The sequence below is a fragment of the Streptomyces sp. NPDC021100 genome (assembly GCF_044333095.1).
GTDB lineage: Bacteria > Actinomycetota > Actinomycetes > Streptomycetales > Streptomycetaceae > Streptomyces.
The window spans coordinates 37,761-60,411 of sequence record NZ_JBIRQH010000029.1; the positions used below are offsets into that span (position 1 = coordinate 37,761).

Annotated in this window: 17 protein-coding genes and 6 pseudogenes; 17 read left to right on the forward strand and 6 right to left on the reverse strand. The window is 73.2% G+C overall.

All coding sequences use genetic code 11. The annotated features are described in order from the left end of the window. Positions 1-849 precede the first annotated feature (849 nt). The gene (locus tag ACH4PU_RS33430) at positions 850-1,602 is read left to right on the forward strand and encodes a transglycosylase SLT domain-containing protein (protein WP_398280811.1); all 753 of its coding nucleotides are present in this window, start codon (positions 850-852) and stop codon (positions 1,600-1,602) included. Between the two features lie 96 nt (positions 1,603-1,698). Here ACH4PU_RS33430 and ACH4PU_RS33435 read toward each other — a convergent pair. Beyond that, positions 1,699-2,125 (reverse strand): annotated as a pseudogene (locus tag ACH4PU_RS33435) (carboxymuconolactone decarboxylase family protein). On the opposite strand from ACH4PU_RS33435, the pseudogene ACH4PU_RS33440 reads away from it, so the two are divergent. The 10 genes and pseudogenes from ACH4PU_RS33440 to ACH4PU_RS33485 all read left to right on the forward strand — a co-directional run. Then, a pseudogene (locus ACH4PU_RS33440) lies at positions 2,091-2,315 on the forward strand (RNA polymerase subunit sigma-24); the annotation flags it as partial. The pseudogenes ACH4PU_RS33435 and ACH4PU_RS33440 overlap by 35 nt on opposite strands. 89 nt (positions 2,316-2,404) lie before the next feature. Continuing rightward, the gene (locus ACH4PU_RS33445; protein ID WP_398280814.1) at positions 2,405-2,953 is read left to right on the forward strand and encodes a hypothetical protein; all 549 of its coding nucleotides are present in this window, start codon (positions 2,405-2,407) and stop codon (positions 2,951-2,953) included. A 158-nt stretch (positions 2,954-3,111) separates the two neighbouring features. Next, the gene (locus ACH4PU_RS33450) at positions 3,112-3,438 is read left to right on the forward strand and encodes a hypothetical protein (protein WP_398280817.1); all 327 of its coding nucleotides are present in this window, start codon (positions 3,112-3,114) and stop codon (positions 3,436-3,438) included. A gap of 120 nt (positions 3,439-3,558) precedes the next feature. Then, a complete protein-coding gene (locus tag ACH4PU_RS33455) occupies positions 3,559-4,392 on the forward strand; it encodes an SAM-dependent methyltransferase (RefSeq protein ID WP_398280820.1) in 834 nt (277 codons plus the stop codon). A gap of 143 nt (positions 4,393-4,535) precedes the next feature. Then, positions 4,536-5,342, forward strand: a complete 807-nt coding sequence (locus ACH4PU_RS33460) for a M15 family metallopeptidase (RefSeq protein ID WP_398280823.1) — start codon at positions 4,536-4,538, stop codon at positions 5,340-5,342. 201 nt (positions 5,343-5,543) lie between these two features. Further along, positions 5,544-5,942, forward strand: a pseudogene (locus tag ACH4PU_RS33465) (MarR family transcriptional regulator); the annotation flags it as partial. A 396-nt stretch (positions 5,943-6,338) separates the two neighbouring features. Then, a complete protein-coding gene (locus ACH4PU_RS33470; protein WP_398280826.1) occupies positions 6,339-7,904 on the forward strand; it encodes an alpha/beta hydrolase in 1,566 nt (521 codons plus the stop codon). Between the two features lie 77 nt (positions 7,905-7,981). Beyond that, positions 7,982-8,794, forward strand: coding sequence for an alpha/beta fold hydrolase (locus ACH4PU_RS33475; RefSeq protein WP_398280828.1), 813 nt, complete (start codon positions 7,982-7,984; stop codon positions 8,792-8,794). 164 nt (positions 8,795-8,958) lie between these two features. Then, the gene (locus ACH4PU_RS33480; RefSeq protein ID WP_398280831.1) at positions 8,959-9,897 is read left to right on the forward strand and encodes a helix-turn-helix domain-containing protein; all 939 of its coding nucleotides are present in this window, start codon (positions 8,959-8,961) and stop codon (positions 9,895-9,897) included. Between the two features lie 117 nt (positions 9,898-10,014). After that, positions 10,015-10,710: pseudogene (locus tag ACH4PU_RS33485) on the forward strand (dioxygenase); the annotation flags it as partial. Between the two features lie 162 nt (positions 10,711-10,872). On the opposite strand, the gene ACH4PU_RS33490 reads toward ACH4PU_RS33485, so the two are convergent. After that, entirely contained in the window at positions 10,873-11,544 is a 672-nt protein-coding gene (locus tag ACH4PU_RS33490) for a TetR/AcrR family transcriptional regulator (protein WP_398280834.1), read from the reverse strand. 177 nt (positions 11,545-11,721) lie between these two features. On the opposite strand from ACH4PU_RS33490, the gene ACH4PU_RS33495 reads away from it, so the two are divergent. Further along, positions 11,722-12,387 carry a DUF1345 domain-containing protein gene (locus tag ACH4PU_RS33495; protein WP_398280837.1) on the forward strand — a complete coding sequence of 222 codons (666 nt, stop codon included), beginning with the start codon at positions 11,722-11,724 and terminating at the stop codon, positions 12,385-12,387. Here ACH4PU_RS33495 and ACH4PU_RS33500 read toward each other — a convergent pair. After that, complete coding sequence (locus tag ACH4PU_RS33500) at positions 12,347-13,057, reverse strand: NAD(P)/FAD-dependent oxidoreductase (RefSeq protein ID WP_398280840.1); 711 nt, start codon at positions 13,055-13,057, stop codon at positions 12,347-12,349. The genes ACH4PU_RS33495 and ACH4PU_RS33500 overlap by 41 nt on opposite strands. A 424-nt stretch (positions 13,058-13,481) precedes the next feature. Here ACH4PU_RS33500 and ACH4PU_RS33505 point away from each other — a divergent pair, with 424 nt between their 5' ends. Then, positions 13,482-14,381 carry a TIGR03621 family F420-dependent LLM class oxidoreductase gene (locus ACH4PU_RS33505; protein ID WP_398280843.1) on the forward strand — a complete coding sequence of 300 codons (900 nt, stop codon included), beginning with the start codon at positions 13,482-13,484 and terminating at the stop codon, positions 14,379-14,381. A gap of 273 nt (positions 14,382-14,654) precedes the next feature. Here the strand turns inward: ACH4PU_RS33505 and ACH4PU_RS33510 are convergent, their stop codons facing one another. Both ACH4PU_RS33510 and ACH4PU_RS33515 read right to left on the reverse strand, forming a co-directional pair. After that, positions 14,655-17,369, reverse strand: a complete 2,715-nt coding sequence (locus ACH4PU_RS33510; RefSeq protein WP_398280846.1) for a fibronectin type III domain-containing protein — start codon at positions 17,367-17,369, stop codon at positions 14,655-14,657. A gap of 611 nt (positions 17,370-17,980) precedes the next feature. Next, positions 17,981-18,429 (reverse strand): annotated as a pseudogene (locus ACH4PU_RS33515) (helix-turn-helix domain-containing protein); the annotation flags it as partial. Position 18,430: 1 nt separating this feature from the next. Here ACH4PU_RS33515 and ACH4PU_RS33520 point away from each other — a divergent pair. Next, a pseudogene (locus tag ACH4PU_RS33520) lies at positions 18,431-18,568 on the forward strand (anti-sigma factor); the annotation flags it as partial. Between the two features lie 20 nt (positions 18,569-18,588). Here ACH4PU_RS33520 and ACH4PU_RS33525 read toward each other — a convergent pair. After that, positions 18,589-19,134 carry a hypothetical protein gene (locus ACH4PU_RS33525; protein ID WP_398280849.1) on the reverse strand — a complete coding sequence of 182 codons (546 nt, stop codon included), beginning with the start codon at positions 19,132-19,134 and terminating at the stop codon, positions 18,589-18,591. A gap of 215 nt (positions 19,135-19,349) precedes the next feature. On the opposite strand from ACH4PU_RS33525, the gene ACH4PU_RS33530 reads away from it, so the two are divergent. The 3 genes from ACH4PU_RS33530 to ACH4PU_RS33540 all read left to right on the forward strand — a co-directional run bounded on the left by ACH4PU_RS33530 (position 19,350) and on the right by ACH4PU_RS33540 (position 22,546). Next, the gene (locus tag ACH4PU_RS33530; RefSeq protein WP_398280852.1) at positions 19,350-20,684 is read left to right on the forward strand and encodes a DUF2252 domain-containing protein; all 1,335 of its coding nucleotides are present in this window, start codon (positions 19,350-19,352) and stop codon (positions 20,682-20,684) included. Positions 20,685-21,069: 385 nt separating this feature from the next. Then, entirely contained in the window at positions 21,070-21,465 is a 396-nt protein-coding gene (locus ACH4PU_RS33535) for a hypothetical protein (protein ID WP_398280855.1), read from the forward strand. 595 nt (positions 21,466-22,060) lie between these two features. After that, a complete protein-coding gene (locus ACH4PU_RS33540; protein ID WP_398280858.1) occupies positions 22,061-22,546 on the forward strand; it encodes a pyridoxamine 5'-phosphate oxidase family protein in 486 nt (161 codons plus the stop codon). Positions 22,547-22,651: the final 105 nt, after the last annotated feature.

Below are 22,651 nucleotides of genomic sequence, written 5' to 3' on the forward strand. Positions count from 1 at the left end.
GCGCCCGCGCCGGGCGGGGAACCGGGCTTCGCGACGGGCGCGGATGCCGCGCCTGGGCGGGGGGTGGTGCCTGCCCCCGGGCCGGGCGGGGAACCCGGTTCCGTGCGGGGTGCGCCCGTTCCCGTGCGGGGCGTCGAGCCCGGCTGCGCATAGGGCGTCGGATCCGGTCGTGGGCGGGGTGCGGTTTCCGTGTGTGTGCCGGGTGCGTCCGGCTCTGTGTCGGGTGCGGTGAGCCGTCCTGTGCCGGGCGCGAAGTCCGGCCCTCCGGGGGACCGGGGTCCGGTCGCGGGCGGGGCGTGGTTTCCCTGCCTGTGCCGGGCGCGGCTCCGGCTCCGCGTCGAGTGGTGGACCGCCCACCCGCGAAGGGCGCGAAGCCCGGTCCCGAGCGGGCCGCGGAGGCCGACGCCGGACGCGGCGTGGCTCCTGTCCCTGCGCCCGGCCCGGCGTCCGGCATCCGGCGGCCCTGCGCCGGATGGGGTGCTCGCCCCGCGTCGGGCGATCGAACACGGACCGGCGCCGGCCCCGGAATCCGGCTCCGCCGAGTAGCGCCCGGCCGACGTGCCGTGAGCCGGAGGGGCGGCGGATGTGAGCCCGCCCATGAGACCCGCGTCACCTACGGTGCTAGGCCGTATCCGGCCGCCGCGCCACCGCCCGCGAAGGCCCCGGAGCGCTCGCGTCCGGACGGGCTCCGACCTGCGAAAGAGGGCCGTAGAAGCGGTCTTTGCCAGGGGATTTCACCGCCGCTAAGAATGGTGGGACCGCACGGCGCCGTCCGACCGAGAACGGCGCTTTTCTTTGCGCCGGTCCAGGCCCGTCGCGGTTCCCCGATCCGAAAGGTTCACCCTTCTCATGCGTTCCACTCACTCCGGCTATACCCGTCTGACGAAGGCCCACAAGTTCTCCGCCGCGGCGCTGACCGCCGCCGGTGCCGCCGCCGTCGCGTTCGGTGCCGCCTCGCACGCCGTGGCCGCTCCGGCGCCGGTCAAGCCGGTGGCCTGGAACGCGGAGACCTTCGCCCAGACGCAGGACGCCGAGCGGGCGGACGCCGCCGACAAGGCGGCCGAGCAGGCCCGGACGGACGCCGCCGCGGCCAAGCACGCCGCCAAGGCCAAGGCCGACGCCGACGCCAAGGCGAAGGCGGATGCCAAGGCCAAGGCGGATGCCAAGGCGAAGGCCGATGCGGACAAGGACCGTGCGCAGAAGCAGGCCGCGAACCGCTCCACCGCCCGTAAGCCGCTGCAGAAGCCGGCCGCTCCCGCCGCTCCGGCGCCGAAGGCGTACGGGAATGACCTGGAGGGCTGGATCTCGCAGGCTCTGGACATCATGAAGGCCAAGGGCATCCCGGCCTCCTACGACGGTGTGAAGCGGAACATCATGCGGGAGTCGACGGGTAACCCGCACGCGATCAACGACTGGGACGTCAACGCGGTCAACGGTGTGCCGTCGAAGGGTCTGCTGCAGATCATCGACCCGACGTTCAAGGCGTACCACGTCGAGGGCACGTCCTGGGACATCTACGACCCGGTGGCCAACATCGTCGCGTCCTGCAACTACGCGGCCGACAAGTACGGCTCGATGGACAACGTCAACTCCGCCTACTGACCGGCGGAAACCAACGACAGCCGTGGGTAGCGTCCCTTCCGGACGCCGCCCACGGCTGTCGTCGTCCCCCGGCCGTCCCCCGGCCGGTCCCGCCGGTCAGTCCCGCAGGACGGCGAACACGCCGGGTTCGTACGAGCCCCCCCGGCCGGCGCAGGATCACGCCGAACCGGTTGGCCGCGTTGATCATGGCGACGAGCCCGACCAGCGCCGCGGCCTGATCGTCGTCGTGGTGCTCGCGCACCCGCGCCCAGGTCTCGTCGGACACGCCCTGGTGGGCGTCGGCGAGCCGGGTGCCCTCCTCCGCGAGCGCCAGCGCGGCCCGTTCGGCGTCCGTGAACACGGTGGACTCGCGCCAGGTGGCGACCAGGCCGAGCCGGAGCGGGGACTCGCCGGGGGCCGTGGCCTCCTTGGTGCGGACGTCGGCGCAGAAGCCGCAGCCGTTGATCTGGCCGGCGCGCAGGCAGACCGGTTCCCGGAGGGACTTGGGCGGGGCCGGGACGGTGGCCCGGGTGCTCGCCCGGATCCCTGCCGCTGCGGCGTCGCTGCGCCCCGTGTGGGCCAACGGCTTCCCGGCCCTGGTCGTCCGGCTCGACGGCGCGGTCGACACCCTTCTGGCGGTGCGGTTCGACGACGGCCGCGTCACCGGCCTCTACGCCGTGCGCAACCCCGAGAAGCTGTCCCGCCTCGAACGGGAGACCGCCGTCACCCGCTGAGCCCGGCCGCCGGTTTCCGGCCGCCGCCCCGGGCGCAGTAATCGAGGAGGGGAGCAGAGGAGCAGGGGTACAGCGGAGGGGGACGACGCATGACCGTGATCACCGGGCTCGTACACAACGGGCGGGTGCACCTGGGCGGGGATTCGGCCGGGGTCGCCGGCCTCCGGATCACCGTTCGCCGGGATCCTAAGATCTTCCGGAACGGCCCGTACGTCATGGGTTTCACCACCAGTTTCCGCATGGGCCAATTGCTGCACCACGCGTTCCGCGCCCCCAAACCCGCCGGCGACCTGGACCGCTTCATGACGACCGTCTTCGTCGACAAGCTGCGCAAGTGCCTGAAGGACGGCGGCTGGGCGCGCAAGGACGCCGAACAGGAATCCGCCGGCACATTCCTCGTCGGCATAAACGGCCGTCTGTTCGCCGTCTACGACGACTATCAGATAGCCGAACCCGCCGACGGGTACGCCGCCGTGGGCTGCGGCGAGGGATTCGCGCTGGGCGCCCTGCACGCCACGGCGGATCTCGACCTGAAGCCGCGGAAACGCCTGGAACTGGCTCTTTCGGCGGCCGACCACCACAGCGCCGGCGTCTCGGCGCCTTTCGCCTATGTGGCCACGCGCAGGCAGCCCGCCTGACCGGAGGCGGCCCGGCCTCACTAGGCTGGCGGGAAGCGACGACAACGCCGCGTTCCCCGCCGAGGCCGAACAGGAACTCCCGGGCACCGAGCATGTACTGGATCACCGAAGAGGAAGAGTACGTCTATTGGAATTCCCGGGAGGGCTCGGACCTTTGGGTGTTCCTTTCCGACTGGTCGGAAAGTGACGACGAGGAGGAATGGGAGCGGCACGTCCCGCTCTTCGCCGAGATCGTCTCCCAGTGGTGCCGGAAGGGGTACATCGACGTGTACGAGGGGCCGCAGCCGCCCGCCTGGATGGACGGGCGGCGGATCACCGGTGCCGAACTCGACCGGCTGCTCGCGGACCCGGCCGCGTGGCGGTACCGGGAGCACTCGGACTCCGTCTTCGGCCTCGCCCTGGGGGGAGAACGTCCGGGAGATCGCGGAGCCGCCGGAGAAACCGGCGGCGCCCGCGCGCTGACCGCCCGGCACACCCGTCCGTAACCGCCGCCCCGGCCACGCCCTCTGTTCACCGCCCGTCCACGACGGCAGATTGGGGACGGGCGGAAACGATCAGCCCCAAGGTTCAGCCCAAGGCCCAGCCCCCAAGGTGAGGTGAGCGGAGTGCAGCGACACGACGAGGCGACGCGGCGCTACTACGAGACCCGTGACGTGGACGCCTTCTACGACGCCGTCTGGGGCGGCGAGGACATCCACACCGGAAGTTACGAACGGGAGGGGGAGCCCGTCGCCGACGCGTCGCGGCGGACCGTGGAGCGGCTGTCGGCGCACCTCGCCGACCGGCTGGGGCCCGGGCGGCGGGCTCTGGACCTCGGCTCCGGGTACGGGGGCACCGCCCGCTACCTGGCCGGGCGGTTCGGGTGCCGGGTCGTCGCCCTCAACCTCAGCGAGGCGCAGAACGCACGGCACCGCAAGACCAACACCGAGCGCGGCCTGGACGGTCTCGTCGACGTCGTCACCGGCTCGTTCCACGACGTGCCCTACGCCGACGGCGAGTTCGACGCCGTCTGCTCGCTGGAGGCGCTCTGCCACAGCGACGACCGCGCCCGCGCGCTGGCCGAGGCGGCACGCGTCCTGGCACCCGGCGGCGCCCTGGCGTTCACCGACGTCATGGCCGCCGAGGGCACCCCCGACGAGGCCCTGCGGCCCGTCGTCGCCCGGCTCGGCGTCGACGCGCTGGCCACACCGTCGTTCTACCGGGAACGGCTGACCGCGCTCGGCCTGGAGGACGTCGGCTTCGACGACCACAGCGAGCAACTCGTGCGCCACTACGTCCGGCTGACCGAGGAGACCGAATCCCGGAAGGACACCCTCCGGGACCTCATCAGCCCCGACTACCTCCAGGGCCTCCTCCTCAACCTGCCGCTGTGGGTGGACGCGGCCCGGAGCGGACGGCTGCGATGGGGGATCTTCCACGCGCGGCGCCCGGCGGCGTGAGACGGCCGGGGAGCCGGCCGGGTCGGCATGACCGATTCCGCCGTCCCGGTCCACTGGACGGCCCCGGCGCGCCTCCGCCAGGATGCCGCCGGGTGCCGAGCGCCACCGCGGCACCCCGGACACGCGCGAAGGGGTTCGATCCGATGCGAAGAGTTCTCCGCGGCCTGGTCGCCGGGACGGCCGCCGCCCTCGTGGTGACGGCCGTGCCCGCCACCGCCACGGCGCAGGAGCGCCGTGAGCCCAAGGCGCCACCGGAGTTCGTCGCCCTCCGGGACGTCGACCCGACCATCCCGCAGGAGATGCGTTACCGCACCCGCCACAACTTCACCGGCGAGCGGATCGACGGCTACCGGCAGCCCCTGTGCGTCGTCACCCGCGACACGGCCGCCGCACTGCGCCGGGCGCAGCGGACGTTCCTCCGGCAGGGCTACTCCCTCAAGGTCTACGACTGCTACCGGCCGCAGCGCGCCGTCGACCACTTCGTCCGCTGGGCCAAGGACCTCGACGACCAGCGGATGAAGGCGGAGTTCTACCCACGCGTCGACAAGACGCGGCTGTTCGACGACGGTTACATCGCGGCCAAGTCCGGCCACAGCAGGGGCAGTACGGTCGACCTGACCCTCGTCCGGCTGCCCGCGCTCCCCACCCGCCCGTACCACCCCGGCGAACCGCTGAAGCCGTGTTACGGCCCGCAGCGGGACCGCTTCCCCGACAACTCCCTGGACATGGGCACCGGGTTCGACTGCTTCGACACCCTGTCGCACACCCTCGACCCGCGCGTCGTCGGCACCCAGCGCGCCAACCGGCTGCTGCTCAAGAACGGTCTGGAGAAGGCCGGTTTCCGGAACCTGCCGGAAGAGTGGTGGCACTACACGTACCAGCCGGAGACGTTCCCGGACACGTACTTCGACTTCCCGGTCACCCGGCGCTCGCTCCGGCCGGCCCGGTAGGAGGTACGGGACAGTAGGCGGTACGCGGAACGGAACGTGCCCTTCAGCGCTCCAGCGCGCACAGCGCCTCGTAGGCCGCCTGGACGAAGCCGGCCGCCGGGGTCGGACCCGCGTTGACCAGCGCGGCGAGGCCCGCCCCCGACCTCGGCAGGAAGCCCGCGAAGGCGGTGAACCCGCGCGTCGCCCCCGAGTGGTGGAGCAGCGGCTTTCAAGGCCACGGTCGGCCGGACACGCGACGCCCTCGCCGGGATCGGCACGACGCAACCCCGGTGCTGGGTGCTCGAACAGGTCGCCCGCGCGGACACCGCTCCGTCCCGCGCCGACGTGATCCGGGTCCTGGAGGGCTACCTCGACACCGGGGCGGAGACCGTCGCCTCGGAGATCGACGAGACGGTGGCCCGCGGTTGGCTCACCGAGGACGCGGAGGGGCGCCTGCGCCTCACCGCCGAGGGGCGGGCGTTCCAGGAGAAGACCGCGGTTCTCCAGCGCGAACTGTGGGCGGAACGGCACCGGGGCATCTCCGACGAGGAGTACCTGACCACACTCAAGGTGCTGCAGCGGTTCATCCGCAACACCGGCGGACACGCCTGGCACCAGTGACCGTCCGGGCGCCCGCGCCGCTGTGGCGGGGGCGTCGCACTGATATGACGCGCCGTCGGATCCAGGGTGGGTGGGGGAGGCCCCACCCACCGTTCGGGGGCCTTCACCAGTGAGCCGGGCCGGGCTGGTGCCTAGCGTGAGGCGTATGGTTCCCGTTCCGGTCTCGGCCCCGGCCTCTGTCCCCGTCGCGGCGGCCCCGGCCCCCGTCGCGGTTTCGGCCGCGCCGGCGCCCGCCGTCTTACCGGCCGCGCCGCCGCCGGCGCCCCGCGCCCAGGGCGCGCCCGGCCCCGGAGACCGCGTCGCCCCGCCCGCCGCCGATCCGTCGCGGGACCACCTCGGGGCGGCCGCCGCGGCCGCCCGGTGCCGGAACGCCCCGCTCATGGTGAAGGAGACGCGATGACACCCCTGCGCAGAGCCGCCGCCGTGCTGACGGCCGCCGCCTGCCTGGCCGCCCTGCCCGCCGCGGCGGAGGCCGGCACAGGTACGGGCGGCGGCGACGAGCCCGCCACGTCCGCCGGGCTCGCCCGCTACCGGCACCAGCGGCCGGACTGGAAGAGCTGCCTCCAGGGGCCGGACGACGAGACGGGCCGGGCACTGGAACGGGCCGGCGCCCGCTGCGCCACGATCACCGTACCCCTGGACTACTCCGACCCCGGCGGCCGCACCCTCACCCTCGCCGTCTCCCGCATCAAGGCCACCGACACCGCCCACCGGGCCGGCGCGCTCCTCGTCAACAACGGCGGCCCCGGCGGCCCGTCGCTCGGCCTCGCCGCCGACATCCGCGAGGTCATGAAGGACGTCGGCAAGCGCTACGACGTCATCGGCATGGACCCCCGCTTCGTCGGCCGCAGCACCCCGCTGGACTGCCACTGGCCCACCGGCACCTGGCTCCGCTCCGCCGGCTCGGACCGGCAGGGCTTCGACCGGCAGGCCGCGTTCCAGCGCGACCTGGCCGAGCGCTGCGGCCGGGCGGCGGGCGACGTCCTGCCATACGTCACCACCCGCGACACCGCCCGCGACATGGACGTCGTCCGCGCCGTCCTCGGCGAACGCCGGATCTCCTACCTGGGCTACTCCTACGGCACCTACCTCGGCACCGTGTACACCCAGATGTTCCCCGGCCGCACCGACCGGGTCGTCCTCGACGGCGCCCTCGACCCCCGCGCGTACAACCCCCGGCTGCTGACCACGGCGATCGACGCCAACGAGCGCGCCCTGGAGCACTGGGCCGACTGGACGGCGCGGCGCGACGCCCGGTACGGGCTCGGCGGCACCCGCGCACAGGTCCTCGCCGCGGTCGACGACACCGTCCGCACGGCCGCCCGGCGCCCGCTCGCCCTGCGCGCCGGGGACCGGACGTACCGGGTGGACGACACCGTCGTCCCGTCCCTCCTCTTCAGCGCTCTGGCCGACGACCGGGACCCCAACCGCGCCGCCCTCGCCGACTCGGTCGCCGCGCTCCACCGGGCCGCCCGCGGCGGTGACACCGTCGAAGCGCCCGGGCGACTGGCCGAGATCCTCGCCGCCACCCTGAGCGAGGCCGCCTCCGCGGCGGGCAGCGTCCAGGCGGCGATCCTGTGCGGCGACGTCGCCGCACCGCGCGACCCCGAGACGTACCGGCGCGCCGTCGAGGACTCCCGCGCCGCGCACCCCCTCTTCGGCCCGCTGGCGAACAACACCAACCCCTGCGCCTTCTGGCCGCGACCGCCGCGCGAACGGCCCACCGAGGTCCGCACCGACGCCGGCGCCCTGATCGTCGCCGCCACCGGCGACCCGCGCACCCCGTACGCCGGAAGCCAGGCCCTGCACGGCCTGCTGCCGTCCTCCCGCCTCCTCACCGTCGAGGGGGCCGAGCACCACGGCCTCTACGGCGAGTACGGCAACGCGTGCGTGGACGGGCGGGTGAACGCCTACCTCGCCACCGGCCGCCTCCCGGCGACGGACGCGACCTGCCCGAGGTAGCACCGGGCCCGGCCGCCGTACCCACCACCACCGCACCATTGCGGACCGTCCGCTCCGCACGGCACCCTGGGGGACCCATGGAGACAGGTACGCTCACCGTTCCCGGCGCCGAAATCCACTACGAGGTACGCGGAGCGGGCCCGCCCCTCCTCCTGATCAACGGTGGCGACGGCGACGCCGCCATGTTCGGCCCGCTGGCCCGCCTGATGGCCGAGGACCACACCGTCGTCACCTTCGACCCGCGCGGCAACTCCCGCAGCCGCCTCACGGCCCCGCCCCGGGAACAGACGATCGAGGAGCGCGGCCACGACGCCCACCTGCTGCTGGACGCGGTCGCTCCCGGGCGGCCGGCGTACGTCTTCGGCACCAGCTACGGCGGCATGACCGGCATGGACCTCCTGGCCCGCCACCCCGGCCGGGTACGGGCACTGGTCGCCCACGACCCGTTCGTCATCGACCTGCTGCCCGACGCCGACCGCTGGCACGCCCTCTTCGAGGAGATCCACGCCCTCCACCGGCGCGAGGGGCCGCGCCCGGCGATGCGGCGACTCTGCGAGGAGATCGGCCTCGACGACGCCCCCGAGCCGGACGAGGCGCTGCCCGCGCCCGCGCGGGAGATGCTGAGCCGCGTCGAGGCCAACGGCGCGTTCTGCCTGGAGTACGAACTCCGCTCGTTCACCCGCTTCCGCCCGGACACCGAGGCGCTCCGCGCGGGCCGGTGCACCCTGGTGACGGGAGAGGAGCGGCCCCGCGCGCTCACGTACCGCACGACGGCGAGCCTGGCGGAACAACTGGGCGCCCGGGTCACGGAGTTCCCCGGCGGGCATGTGGGGTACCTGACGCACGCGGCGGAGTTCGCCGTGGCGCTGCGCGGAGCCTTCGCCCGCTGACGGAGGGCCGCTGACGGGGGATCAGGGCCGATGGGGCCCCAGGGACGCCAGCCGGCCCCACGCGCCCACAACCCCGCGCCTTGCCGCCTCTCCCGCGATGCGGCACCCTGGCGGCCCACGCCCCGCCCCCGACACCGGGACCGCCCCGGGGAAGGACGCCCGGCATGGCCCCCCACGCCCAGGACACACCCCTGCCCGCCGACCCCGTGCCCCTGCACCGGCTCGCCGTCCCGGCCGCCTGCCCACCACCCTTCGCGATGGGCTCCTTCGACGCCCTCGGCCCCGAGTCCCGCGCCGGATACCCCCACCGGCACACCTTCTACGAGATCGCCTACGTCACCGCCGGCACCGGCACCCACGTCGTCGACGTCGTACGCCACCCGCTGCGCCCGCCCCACCTGTGCGTCATCCTGCCCGGCCAGGTGCACTACTGGGACCGCGCCGCCGGCCTCAGCGGCGTCCTCCTGCTGTTCACCGAGGACTTCCTGCTGTCCCGCCCCGACGACCGGCACCTCCTGCACGCCCTGGGGGAGCGGCGGGTGCCGCGCCTGCCCACCGGTCCGGACGGCGGCGACACGGCCGGGATCGGCACCCTGATACGGGCCATGGAACGGGAGTTCACGGCCCGCGCCGACGGCTACGCCTCCGTCCTGGAGGCGTACCTGCACATCCTGCTCGTCCGCGCCCTGCGGCTGCCGGGGGAGCGAAGACCCGAGGCGGACGCGGGCCGGTCCGCCGAGGTCGCCAGGGAGTTCGACGCGCTGCTCGCCGAGACCGCGGGCGCCGGGGGAGCGGTCCGCGCCTACGCCGACCGGCTCGGCGTCTCCGTCGGCTACCTCATCGAGTCCGTCAAGCAGGCCACCGGCCGGACGCCCGGCGAACTGGTCCGCGCCGCCCGCACCTTGGAGGCGAAACGCCTGCTCACCGGCTCCGGCCTGACCGTCGCCCAGATCGCCCGGCGCGTGGGGTTCGGCGATCCCGCCTACTTCTGCCGCTTCTTCCGGAGGGAGACCGGCGTCAGTCCCGGCGACTTCCGCCGGGCGGCGGGCGGGTGCCCGCCGGAAAGGACACCGGAAGGAACACCGGAGAAATCACCGGAGTAAACACCACGTTCACCGAACGGAGTGCATCGATCCGTCCCGTCCGCCGCCCTAGGTTCCTCAACGCACAGGCGAAGTCCTGCGGCGCACGCCCCCACCCCACCCCCAGGAGGCGGAACCATGGCGGACGAGACCCTGCCCACCGGCGGGACGGCCGGCGGCCACGACCACGGCCCTGGCGAAGGCACCGAGCAACGGCGGCACATCAGCCGCAAGACCGTGCTCAAGGCGGCCCTCCTCGCCGTACCCCTGCCCGCCCTGCTGGGCGGCGGCGTGGCCCTGGCCCGCGACCGGCGGCCCGCGGACGCGCCCTTACCCCACACCCCGTACTGCGACGACGGGGACGATCCCACCCCGCCCCAGATAGAAGGCCCCTACTTCAAACCGAGCTCACCGGAACGCGCCTCCCTGCTCGAACCGGGCATGCGCGGCACCCGCCTCACGGTCGCCGGCTTCGTCTTCGGCCCGACCTGCCGCCCCGTCGCACACGCCCTGCTGGACTTCTGGCAGGCCGACAACGCCGGCGCCTACGACAACCGCGGCTTCCGGCTGCGGGGCCACCAATACACCGACGACCGGGGGGCGTTCACCCTCACGACGATCGTCCCCGGCCTCTACCCAGGCCGCACCCGGCACCTCCACGTCAAGGTCCAGGCGCCGGGCGGCCCCATCCTCACGACCCAGCTGTACTTCCCCGGCGAACCCCGCAACCAGACCGACTCCCTCTTCGACCCGCGGCTGCTCATGACGGTCCGTCAGGCAGGTCCCGCGAAGGAAGCGGCCTTCGACTTCGTCGTCAACCCCGGCGTGCCCGGCGCGGCGCGGAGACGCTGACCGCGGCACCGCGGCCGGCGGGGCGCGCCGTACATCGGCGGCGGCGCACCCCGCCGGCCCGTTCACACCGGTCGTGCGGCGTGCGTCCGGCGGGTGATCCGTGCTGCTTCCGAGTGATCCCCGCGGCTTTCGAGGGGGCCTGACTCAGCCGCCGGCTGCGCGGGCCCCGCCCGGCGGCGGGGTGATCAAAGTGATCGCCGCGTCGAGGAGGGCCTGGACCCGGTTCGCCGTGAACCTCCGGGGTTCGATGGGGAACCTCGTAATCCAGCCGTCGGCGATGGCGGCCGGCTGGTCGGCGAGCAGGTCGGCGGGGATGTCGTCGCGGACGGTGCCCTGGGCCCGCCCGGCCGCCAGGAGCGAGGCGAGGATCTCGCGGTGGCGGGCGTGGCGCTGCTCGATGACGGCGGCGAAGGCGGGTTCGTACCGTGCGTGGACGAGCGGTTGGGACATCACGGGCCGGAACTCGGGGGCGCCGGCGGCGCGGGACAGCCACCGTTCCAGGACCGTCCGGATGCCGGGCTTGTCCCGGCCGGGCTCGAGCATGGCGTCGAAGCCGTCGAACCGGCTCCGGGTCACCGCGGCGACCAGCTCGTCCTTGTTCGCGAAGTAGTACGTCACCGTCCCGGTGGTGCATCCCGCGCGCTGGGCCACCTTGCGCAGGGAGGTGTTGGCGTAGCCCTCCCGCGCGATCACCGAGGCCGCCGCCTCCAGGAGCTCGGCCCGTCTCGCTTCGTGGTCACCCGTCGGCCGTCCGCGCCGCCCGGCCGGCCGGCTTCCGTGATCGGCGGTCGCCGGGCGGACGGGATTCTCGGGCATCCTGTGATTTCGCCACACCGTTAACGTAACGCTCGTTGTGCACATTGGTCCGCATCGGCGGAACCACCGCGAGACACGCCCTCGATGCCGCCGCCCGAGCGCCGGAGCCCTCATAGCATCGGCAGGGACCTTCCCGTCAGTGCCATCCCGGCGACGACCGTCCAGAGAGGCCCGTCCGTGCACCGCTGGCTTTCCGAACGGCGCCGGTCGACGGTGAGCCTGGCCCTCGCGGTGTGCGCGGCGGCGGTCCTCCCCGGCGGCGGCGTGGTGGACGTCTCGACAGCGGACATCGGCGTGTTCGTACTCTTCGCCTACCTGCTCCCGTATCTCGCGTCGACCTTGGTCGCCTTCTGGGGCGTCGACCCGGGACAGGTCCGGTCGTGGGCCCATCGCGAGGCCCGGGGGACGTTCATACAGCGCTACGTCCTCGGAACCGCGCCCGGACCCGGGGCGTCCCTCTTCATCGCGGCCGCGGCTCTGGTGGTGGCGGTGCTCTGGCTTCCCGGCCATCTCGGCACCGCCTTCTCCGCCGTCCCGCGCACGCTGGTGGCGCTCGCGCTGGTCGTCGTCGCCTGGGTCTGCGTGGTGCTGGCCTTCGCGGTCACCTTCCAGGCCGACAACCTCGTGGAGGACGAGCGGGCGCTCGACTTTCCCGGGGAAGAGGCGCCGGCCTGGGCGGACTACGTCTACTTCGCCTTGGCGGCGATGACGACGTTCGGCACCACCGACGTCAACGTGACCTCGCGGGACATGCGGCGGACCGTGGCGGCGAACACGGTCGTCGCGTTCGTCTTCAACACCGTCACGGTGGCGAGCCTGGTGTCCGCGCTGGGCGGCCGCTAGCACCGCGACGTCGGAGAAGGCACCGTGCCGGCGGTGAAACGGCCGCCGGCGCGCGGCCGTCAGCGCTTCGGCGACGACAGCGTCCGGCGGCGGAAGCGGTCCGAGACGGCGCGGCGCGCAGGCCGAGCGCGAACTTCCCGGGGTTCAGCAGCCCACCGGCCCGCTCGAAGACGCCGCCGAGGAACGTGTGCGGCAGGCCGAAGTCACGGCCCTCGACGAACTCGGCGTCCGCCCCCGCGCGTCGGAGGATCCCGGCGTACCGTTCGGTGCGCCGGAGCTGTCCCGGGGAGACGGCGGCGATGACGTTGCCCGTGGGCACGTAGTCGCAGTCGACGGCCGGCCGCCCGATCAGCCATTCGGTGAAGCGGGCCGCCTCGTCGGCGTAGCGGACGAGACCCGGCAGCCGGTGCGCGTACAGCGTGTTCAGCAGCTGCGGGTCACCCGCCAAAGCGTTCGGCAGATAACCGGCGTTGCGCGAACTGCCGCCCCGTCCGCAGAACCCGGACTCCGACAGGACGACATCGGCGGCGTGCTCGGCCAACCGCAGTGCCGCCGCCATGCCGGCGTAACCGTCCCCGATGACGGCGATGTCGCACGTGAGTTCGCCCTCCGGCATCGGTGTGAAATCGGTGGGCCGGTCGGCCCAGCCGGAGAACGCCGAATACGTCACGCCGGCGAAGCCGGCCCCGCTCGCTGCCGTGTCGTGCAGGTCGATTCCGGTCTACCGTTCTGAAGGCGGCAATGGGTGGCACCGTAAGGAGCCGTGCGATTTGTCGCAACGAGTGTTACGAAAAAGCGCCGCCGTCGGCGGCCGACGCCGTGGGCGGAGCCTCGGCGGCGGGTCCGGCGGGTCCGGCGGGTCCGGCGGGTCCGGCGGGTCCGGCGGGTCCGGCGGGTCCGGCGGGTCCGGCGGGTCCGGCGGGTCCGGCGGGCCGTGCCGGGCCGCGGCGGGCGGAAAACCGCACGCGCCGCGCGGCCCGCGTACGGCACGATGGCCCGGAGCGGACGCACCTGCCCCCGGGGCGGCGGCCGGAAGTATCGGAGGGGTCCTCCGGTAAGGTGCCGGTCAACGATCCACCGAGGGGGGATTCCCGATGACGAACCAGGCCGACCGGCCTCTCCGCTTCGCCGTCAACATGTTCAGCACGGGCACGGGCGCCGAATGGCGCGCGAAGTGCCGCCGGGCCGAGGAGCTCGGTTACGACGTGATCCTGGTGGCGGACCACCTGGGCATGCCGGCCCCGTTCCCGTTCCTGGTGGCCGCCGCGGAGGTCACCGAGCGGCCCCGGCTGGGGACGTACGTGCTCAACTCCGGCTTCTGGAACCCGGCCCTGCTCGCCCGAGAGGTGGCCACGACCGACCAACTGACGGGCGGCCGGCTGGAACTGGGCCTCGGCGCCGGTTACATGCAGGCCGAGCACGAGAGCGCCGGACTGCCCTTCGGCTCACCGCGCGAGCGCGTGGATCACCTGGCCCGCACCGTGACCGAGGTCGGCCGGCTGCTGGCGGACCCGGCACACGTCCCCGCGGCCGCCCAGCCCCGCGTCCCGGTGGTGATCGGCGGAAGCGGCGACCGCCTCCTGCGCACGGCCGCCCGGCACGCCACCACCATGGCCTTCACCGGAGGCGGCATCGGCCCGGGCGGAGTGCCGCAACTGCTGGCTCCCGACGCCCTCGAGGAGCGCGTCGCGGTCTACCGCCGCTTCGAGGCCGCCGAACGGCCGGCCGAACTGGCCCCCGCGGAGCTCAACTTCCTGGTCCAGATCGTCACCGTCGACGGCGACCCCTTCGCGAGGAAGGGCGACCTGATCGGAGACGTGTCCCACTTCACGGACGAGGACCTGGCGACCCACCCAGCCCTCCTGTCCGGCTCGGTCGCGGAGATCGCCGACCGGGTGCGCGCCCACCACGCACGCTACGGCTTCGGCTACTTCACCATCCTGGAGCCGTACATGGAGGAGTTCGCCCCGGTGCTGGAGCACCTGCGCGCCTGACCGGCCGGCACGCCCCTTTCCACGCGCAGGTGATGACAAACCTCACTTCCGCCCGCACGCCCGCCGCGGGATGCCCGGAAACGCAGAAGCCGGGGCGGCCTCCGGCCCGGCCGCCCGGCTCCCCGCGTGTGCCACAGGAAAGGGGCGGCCCCGCGGCGAAGCGGGAAGACGCCCAGCCGCACGGCAAGGCGCAGCCCCGGCGCAGCAACCCGCCGGCCGCGGCAGGCGAGGGGCGGCAGGGGGTGTTCCCTACCGCCGTCTCGTCAGGTGGGGCTATCCGGCCGACGCGGCCGGTGTCCGGGGAGCCCGGATCAGGGCGGAGAGTGGGTTGCCCCGCTTCTTGGTGTCCGTCGGCGGGGTCGCGCCGCTGCCTTTCATCCCAGGCCGCGGTGCGATCACGCAGTTGGACTTGCCGGATTCCGCTTCGCCGTTGACGGCGGTGACGCAGAATTCGTAGTTCCAGACGCCGGGGAAGAGGAAGGCGATCCCCCGGCTGGTCTCGTTGGTGACGTACTCGTCGGCCTTGGACGCGCTGCCGTCGTTGACGTTACGGACCCAGACGCGGTAACCGGCGGCCTGGTCGGACCCGTTCCATGACAGTTGGACGGTGGTGGCGTCGGTGGAGGTGACCTTCAGGCCGGTGGGCGCCGGAGGTGTGCCGGCCCCGACGGTGACGGACCGGGCGACGCCCGGCATTCCGCCGCCGGCGGCGTTCCAGGTGACCACCGCGACGAGGTAGTGGTGGCCCTGGTGCAACCCGTTGATGTGCGCTGAATTTTCCTTGACCGCAGTGCTGTTGATGAATGCTCCGGGGGTGTCCCTGTCCCAGGTGATGATCTCGTACCGGTCGATCGTGTCGGTGTACGGGCCGGTCGGCGCGTCCCAGGACACGTCCACGCCGGTGGCGGTGGCGCGGGTGACGATCCCCTTGGGTGCCGCGGCGGTCTTCGGGTGCGCGGTGGCACTGAGCGTCTCGGACCACCCGGACTTCCCGTCGCCGGCGTTGTCGGTGCGGACCTGGTATTCCCATTCCCAGCCGTCGAGGGTCCAGGTGGTGTCGAAGCGGGCCGCTCTGACCGGTGTCTCGTTCCAGGTGCCGGAGCCCTTGATCCGGTGCCGGACGGTGTATCCGCGGGCGCCGTAGACCGGTTTCCACTTCAGGGTGATGCCGCTCGGTCCGGAGTCGATCCAGATCGTGCCCGGCGCGGGCGTCGGCCGGTCCGGGATGTGCGCGGGGATGTCGATGAGTTCACTGCCGAGACCGTAGCTGTTGTGCAAGGTGCGCACGAATGCCTGGGCGATCTGGTACTCGCCTATGGCGTTGGGGTGCAGCCCGTCGTAGCCGACGGGACAGCTGCTCCTGTCGCAGCTGTAGTTGCCGGCCCAGTCGACCAGGGCCACGGGGGACTTGTCGGTGCTCCACTTCGGGATGGCGTCCGCGAGCATGCCGTTGTACTTCGTGGTGTTGACGGGAAGGTCGTCCCGGCCGCCGATGAACGTCCGCTGCGGAACGTTGGCCAGGGCGAACTTGAGGTCCGGTTTGGCGGCGCGGGCCTGCTCGACCAGCGTCCGCATACTGTCCAGCGTGCCGTCCGGGCCGCTGACGAACCAGCCCATGTCGTTGAACCCGAGTCCCACCAGCAGCAGGTCGGGCTGGTACTTCGCCACTTGTTCGGCGATCAGCTTCTGGTCCTGCGCGGCCTGCCGGCCCCAGACCGCGAAGTGGTCGGTGTCGAAGTCCGGCGCGACCCCGGCGGCGTACCCGCCCGAGGTGACGGGAGCGCTCTCGGCCGGTTGCGGGGCTTGCCCCTGCAGCGGCGGCGCGGTCGGGGCCTTGGGAGCCTCCTGCGGCCGGGTTCCCTCGTACGGGCCGACGAAATCGACGTCGATCTTCTCCTTCTTGAACCATTCCCACAGGCGGTAGCGCCAGGTCCAGTCACCTTCATAGCCCTGCGACATCGAATCGCCCACCACCATGACCTTCAGCGGCACCTTGGACTGGCCGACACCGCGGGAGAGCCTCTGCAGGGACGCGTACAGATTCGGACCCATACCCTGGAGGCGGTCGGCCATGAAGCCGAGGACATTGCCCATGTTCCCCAGCTTCGTCATCATGCCCCGCAGGCCCGTCTGAGCATTCGCTATCACGGAGGTGGTGCCCGAGGCAGCCCATTTCAGCAGCTGGCCGCCGAGGCCGCCGCTGACGCCGCCCCACATCGCGACGGCCAGCGCCTCCGTCCACACATCGGCGTCGCCCAGCGAACGGTTGTCGAAATAGGCGTTCATCAGCTCACCGACGAGTGCGCCCAACGCCCCGCTCACCGCTCCGCATACCGGAGCCGCCGCCGGAGCCCCCACGTTGAACGCGATCAGGCACGCGGCTCCGGAGACGATGGTGACGGCGAGAGAGACACCACCGGCTACCCACTTCTGCCACCAGTTCGCCGTGGTACCGACCTTGTCCTTGGCCACCACGAACACGAGGCTGTCCCCGACGGAGACCACGCGCCCGTCGAGGTCGGCGGTGCTGCTCCAGTCCTTGGGGGGGTAGATCCCCACGCTGTGCTGCTGGAGCCGCTTGGCCACCGACTCACCCACGGTCATGCCCGCGTCCTGGTCGGCACGTATCGAGTCGGCCCAGCCCGACTTGACCTGGTCCAACTGATCCTGGCGTTCGGGGGGAACGTGGAAATCGAGGGCGATGATCAAGTCGTCATCGGTCTTCCCCAACGTCCCGAGCGTCCCGGCGTCACGGGCGCAGCCCATCCGGAGCGTCACGGGCGTGTCCTGTTCGACGGTGAAGGACGTGGCGTGCGCGCCGCACGCCTCACCAGGTCCCTTGGTGGGCCCCTGCGCCACCGCCGGCCCCGCGGCCCCGACCATCAGCAACGCCATCGCCAAGGCGAACGCGATGAGGCAATCGCCGCGCAGGCGTCTGTGCCGTCCGCGCCCGCCGGGACGTGTTCTCGCCATTCCTGAACCGGGCATGCTGCCTATCACTCCTCAACAGCGAAGGATCCCCGGACGCGAAGTCACGTGCCGGGGCGGTGTTTTCGGGCACTCCGCACCGTCTGAGGGGCGAAGAGCACCAATTGGGTGATCATGACGTAACCGCCGGGTGCCTACAAGGGGTGAATTGCCTGCTTGTTCTTTAACTTGTGATGATGAGTAGGCATTGCGACGATTGACGCGATGAGTGCCCCCGAGCGCGTAAAGCACCTACGCGGCACACGACGGTGAGTTGGCGTACCGGGTCACCTCCGGCGCCCCGCAATGCGACTGCGACGGGACCTGGCCGTACCGAAAGGCTCGGATCCGGGGCCGGTACCTGTGTCCCGAGCGGGGCATTCGCCGGTCGTGGAAGTGGCCTTCGTCTGACCATCCGCCCTGACCCTCGCGGGTGTCCGGGCCGTCCACGCGGGCGGGTGGCCGCTGTGCCCGGCGCTGCTCCTGTGCCGGCTCGTGAGGTGGCTTGCCAACGGCCAACGGGCGGTGGCCATGACGGGTGCCGGGTGCCGGCCGGCGGGAGCGCTCGGCGCGGGCCGGCGGTACCGGAGCGCGGCGCGGCGCGGTGCGCGTAGCGGGCGTTCGCCGGGCGCTCAACGCGGGCCGCGGGCGGCCCGGGCCGCGCCGGGCGCCGCGTCCGACGCGCTGTGGAAGGCCCGGCGGTAGGCGCTGGGAGTGGCGCCCAGGGCGCTGAGGAAGCGTCCGCGGAGGTTGGTCGCGGAGGAGAGCCCGGTACGGCGGGCGACGGCGTCCACCGCCAGGTCGGAGGTCTCCAGCAGCTCGCGGGCCGCGACGATCCGCCGGGCGAGCAGCCACTGCCCCGGGCTGACGCCGAGCTGCTCGGTGAAGCGGCGGGCGAGGGTGCGCGTGGAGCAGCCGGCCCGGGCCGCCAGCCGGTCGAGCGTCAGCGGCTCGTGGAGCCGGCCGGCGGCCCAGTCCAGCAGCGGCGCGAGCGAGCTGTCGATCTGCTCGGGCTGGGCGGAGCCGCGTACTGCAACTGCCCGCCCTCCCGGTGCGGCGGCATCACCATGTTCCGGGCGAGGTTCGTGGTCTCCGGCGTCTTCAACGACGGCGAACGCGACGACCCCGCGGGCACCTTCCGCCACGCCCCCGCCGGCTCCTCCCACATCCCGCAGACGACGACGGGCTGCACCATCTTCGTCTTCCCTCCGGAAGGCTGAGCGCCCGGCGGAGCGCCGGCTCAGGAGGTCCCGCCCTCCTCCCGGTGGATCGCGCCCCGCAACTCCTGCGAGAGGTCGATGAGTTCGCCCGCGAACAGGTCCACGGCGCGGTTCCGGAACTCCTCCGGCGTCAGCCGCACCGGCACGTCCCCGCCGACCCGGCCGACGATGACCCCGGCCGGCGACTCCGCCTTCGCCTCGTCCTCCGCGTCGGTGCCGTCGAGAGCGCGCGCGAGCGCGCCGGCGACCGAGGAACGGGCCGACTTGGCCACGCTCAGGTCGTCCAGGGCCAGGCCGATGTAGGCGGCGATCAGGGTGCCGGACTCGTCGACGACGCGGATGCCCTTCGGGATCGCGTTGCCGCCGCTCGCCGTGAGCGTGGCGACGCCCGACGAGGCCCCGGACAGGGACAGTTCGGCCCGGGTCGTCCGCGGGTTGGCGAACCGGTCGTCGGGTTCCTTCCCCGCGAGGCGCTCCGCCTCCAGCCGGCCCTCGGCCGAGCCCTCCGCCCGCCGCCGCTCCTCCTCCGCGCCCCCGCCTCCTGCAGACCGCTCGTTCACCGCCATGGCGACCCCTCCCCGCCCGCTCGCCGGTGTGCTCTCCCACCGTCTTCCCCCGGCACCGGCCGGCGATGCGTACGGGCGGGGGCCGGGCGGCGCGGGCCGGGAGCCGGGCGGCGCCGCCCGCCGTCATGGGACGCCGGCACGTGACGGTAGCCTCACGCGAGGAACGGCGGGCGCACGGGCACCCGCACGAACGAGCCACCCCAGGAGGACCAGCGATGGCGCTCGAGCACGACCGGGCCGCCCAGCGCGGCGAGGAGATCCTCGCCGTTTTCGACACCGCGTTCGCACAGCTGCTGGCGGCCGACCCGGCCGCCTTCCGGGTCAAGTTCCGGAAGATGGCCGCCTCCGCCTTCGCCTTCTACCGGGGCACGGCCTGCCTCTTCTACCACGACCTGGCCCACGAACGGGACGCCGGCCCCTACCTGGACGACCGCACGTCCCGGGTGTGGATCCACGGCGACCTGCACGCCGAGAACTTCGGCACCTACATGGACGCGGGCGGCCGGCTCGTCTTCAACGTCAACGACTTCGACGAGGCGTACGTCGGCCCCTTCCTCTGGGACCTCAAGCGCTTCGCCGCCTCCGTCGCCCTGCTCGGCCACGCCAAGGCACTCAGCGACGACACCATCACCGAGCTGGTGCGGACCTACGCCGCCGCCTACCGCGAGCGCATCCACGCCCTCGCCACGGGCGCGGAGGACGGTACGTCCGGCGATCTCCCGCCCTTCACCCTCGACACCGCGCAGGGCCCGCTCCTCGACGCCCTGCGCGAGGCCCGCGCCCGCACCCGGTTCGGCCTGCTCTCGACCATGACCGAGATCCGCGAGCACGACCGGCGCTTCCTCGACGGCGGCGGCACGATACCGCTGGACGCCCCCACGCGCGCCAAGGTCCTCGAAGCCTTCGACGGCTACCTGAAGACCCTCCCCGACAGCAGCCGCGTCCGCCCCGACTCCCACCGCGTCAAGGACGTCGTCGGCCGCCGCGGCATCGGCATCGGCAGCGCCGGCCTGCCCTCGTACAACATCCTCCTGGAGGGCGACAGCGACGCCCTGGAGAACGACGTCGTCATCTACATGAAGCAGGCGCAGACCCCCGCGGTCTCCCGGCACGTCACCGACCCGGCCGTCCGCGCCTACTTCGCGCACGAGGGCCACCGCACGGTGATCTCCCAGCGCGCCCTCCAGGCACACGCCGACCCGTGGCTGGGCTGGACCGAGCTCGACGGCGCCGGGCAGCTGGTCGCCGAGGTCTCGCCGTACGCCGTCGACCTCGACTGGTCCGACATCGACGACCCCGAGCAGATCGCCGCCGTCGTCGCCGACCTCGGCCGCGCCACCGCCACCATGCACGCCGCCGCCGACGACACCAGCGGTCACTCCCTGGTGCCGTTCTCCACCGAGCACGCCATCGACGCCGCGATCGCCGCCGACGAGACCGGCTTCGCCGAGCTGCTCACCGACTTCGCCCACGCCTACGGCGCCCGGGCCCGCGAGGACCACCAGATCTTCGTCGACCTCTTCCGCAACGGCCGGATCCCGGGCCTGTAGGCGGCGCCCGACCGTCCCGTATCGCCGGTGCCGGCCGGGCAGGTAGGGGGCGCGGACACCGACGCCGACCCACGGCATGAGCCCGGTCGCGTGGCGCGGCCGGGCACGGCTGCGGTCCGGGACCGTCGCGACGGCGTGCGGTCACCGCGCTCGGCCCCGGGCGCGGTGCCGTCGCGTCCGGCCTTCGGCCGGTCCGCGCGAGCCGGTCGCGGAGAGCCGGCCGGAGGAGCGGTGCCGTCTCCCCTGCCGTCACGTCCGGTTGGCGGGTTCCCGCCTGTCGGTGATCGGTGTCGTTGACCGGGCGAGCCCCGCCGGTTGGCTCTCCCCGGCCGAAGGGGCGGCGCCGGAGACGGGCCGGCCCGACCGCGGGGGAGGACGGATCACCATGAGACGGACGAACATTGGCAAGTCGAGACGGCCGTCGGCGCACGGGGGCCTGGTCCTCGCGGCCACGGCCCTGATGGCGGGGGCGGCGCTGCCCGCCCACGCGGACCTGCGAGCGGACGACACCGTCCAAGTGGACAGCGGACTCGACGGCGCGCACGGCCGCCGGCTGCTCTTCGCCTCGGGCGCCGACAACCTGGTATCCGGCGACGCCAACCAGTCCGTGGACATCTTCCGGCGCGACCTGCGGACCGGCGGGATCGAGCGGATCGGCACGGTCGGCGGCGCCTCGGACCTCTCCTGGACGCCCAACTCCCTCTCCGTGGACGGCATCGGTACCACCGCCCTCTTCGACGGCGGCGGCAAGGTGTACGCGCGCCGACTTCCGTCCGCCTGACCTGGCGGAACGTATACGGGCGGGGCGGGAAGGGCGCGAGCCCCGGCCGTTCTGCCGCAGGCAAGGGCGACGCGGACGTGACCGCTCCGCCGCGCCGCCGGCCGGATCGGCCCCCGTCCCCTCCGAGCCGCAGCCGGTGATTGCGAAGCCGGTCTCGTTCCCGGCCCCGGAGGCTCCGTGAAGTGCCGGGCCGCCCGGCCGAGTTCTCGCTCCGACGTCACCGGGCCGGGCGTACGGTCCCGATAAGGCCGTTCATTTCCCGAGAAGGCCGTTCCGTCCGTAGGCGGCCCGGGCTCGGCTGCCGCGCGTCGATATGCCGCCACCGTACGCCGTCAGGGTCTGCTTTCGGCCCCCGGGCGCCAAGCGCCGCCAACCACTCCGGCTCGGCGCTTCCTCCTGATCAACCGCCGGTAACGCCCGGCCCGTCGGCCCTCCTGACACACCGGCCCCACCTGTGTCGCCACGTCCCAAGACGGCTCAAAACATCAGTTTGCAGGGCAATAGGCGCGGGGAGTTATGCGTTCGCTTCCAAGATCCTTCACGCGGGAGCCGCCCGTGAAACGGCGTTTTCCCGCCCACACCACAGAGGAGCCGCATGCTGCCCGCCATGCCGCACGACGCCCGTGAACGATTCCTCGCAGCCCCGCACATCGGCGTCCTGGGCGTCACCGACCCCCGGGGCGGCGAACGGGCGCCCCTGGTGGTGCCCGTCTGGTACGCGTACGAGCCGGGCGGCGAGGTCGTCGTCGAGACGGGCCGGGAGACGGTCAAGGCCCGACTGCTGCGCGCCGCCGGGCGGTTCAGCCTCTGCGTGCAGGACGAACGGCGGCCGTACCGCTACGTCAGCGTCGAAGGGCCGGTCACCGCGGTCGAGGACCCCGTCGACCCGGCCGTGCGGGAGGCCCTGGCCCACCGCTACCTCGACCCCGACGAGGCCCGCGACTACCTGGCGGCCACGGCGGCGCAGCTGAAGGACGACATCGTCTTCCGCATGCGTCCGGAGCGCTGGCGCACCGCCGACTTCGCCGCTTTCGCGGCCGACTTCGCCGGCACCTCGGCGGAAGCCCCGGCCGCCGACTGACCGCCAACGCGCACGCGGAACGCCGCACCCCCGGGAGCACGAACCCCGAACCGCGCGACCACGGAATCCCGCACCGCGCGGAGCCGACGCGCCGCGCCCCTGTGC

Bases quoted from the DNA above. Each gene is read 5' to 3' on its own strand.
- ACH4PU_RS33430 (WP_398280811.1), top strand. From the start codon at position 850: ATGCGTTCCACTCACTCCGGCTATACCCGTCTGACGAAGGCCCACAAG.
- ACH4PU_RS33445 (WP_398280814.1), top strand. From the start codon at position 2,405: ATGACCGTGATCACCGGGCTCGTACACAACGGGCGGGTGCACCTGGGC.
- ACH4PU_RS33460 (WP_398280823.1), top strand. From the start codon at position 4,536: ATGCGAAGAGTTCTCCGCGGCCTGGTCGCCGGGACGGCCGCCGCCCTC.
- ACH4PU_RS33470 (WP_398280826.1), top strand. From the start codon at position 6,339: ATGACACCCCTGCGCAGAGCCGCCGCCGTGCTGACGGCCGCCGCCTGC.
- ACH4PU_RS33475 (WP_398280828.1), top strand. From the start codon at position 7,982: ATGGAGACAGGTACGCTCACCGTTCCCGGCGCCGAAATCCACTACGAG.
- ACH4PU_RS33480 (WP_398280831.1), top strand. From the start codon at position 8,959: ATGGCCCCCCACGCCCAGGACACACCCCTGCCCGCCGACCCCGTGCCC.
- ACH4PU_RS33490 (WP_398280834.1), bottom strand. From the start codon at position 11,544: ATGCCCGAGAATCCCGTCCGCCCGGCGACCGCCGATCACGGAAGCCGG.
- ACH4PU_RS33505 (WP_398280843.1), top strand. From the start codon at position 13,482: ATGACGAACCAGGCCGACCGGCCTCTCCGCTTCGCCGTCAACATGTTC.
- ACH4PU_RS33510 (WP_398280846.1), bottom strand. From the start codon at position 17,369: ATGCCCGGTTCAGGAATGGCGAGAACACGTCCCGGCGGGCGCGGACGG.
- ACH4PU_RS33525 (WP_398280849.1), bottom strand. From the start codon at position 19,134: ATGGCGGTGAACGAGCGGTCTGCAGGAGGCGGGGGCGCGGAGGAGGAG.
- ACH4PU_RS33530 (WP_398280852.1), top strand. From the start codon at position 19,350: ATGGCGCTCGAGCACGACCGGGCCGCCCAGCGCGGCGAGGAGATCCTC.
- ACH4PU_RS33535 (WP_398280855.1), top strand. From the start codon at position 21,070: ATGAGACGGACGAACATTGGCAAGTCGAGACGGCCGTCGGCGCACGGG.
- ACH4PU_RS33540 (WP_398280858.1), top strand. From the start codon at position 22,061: ATGCTGCCCGCCATGCCGCACGACGCCCGTGAACGATTCCTCGCAGCC.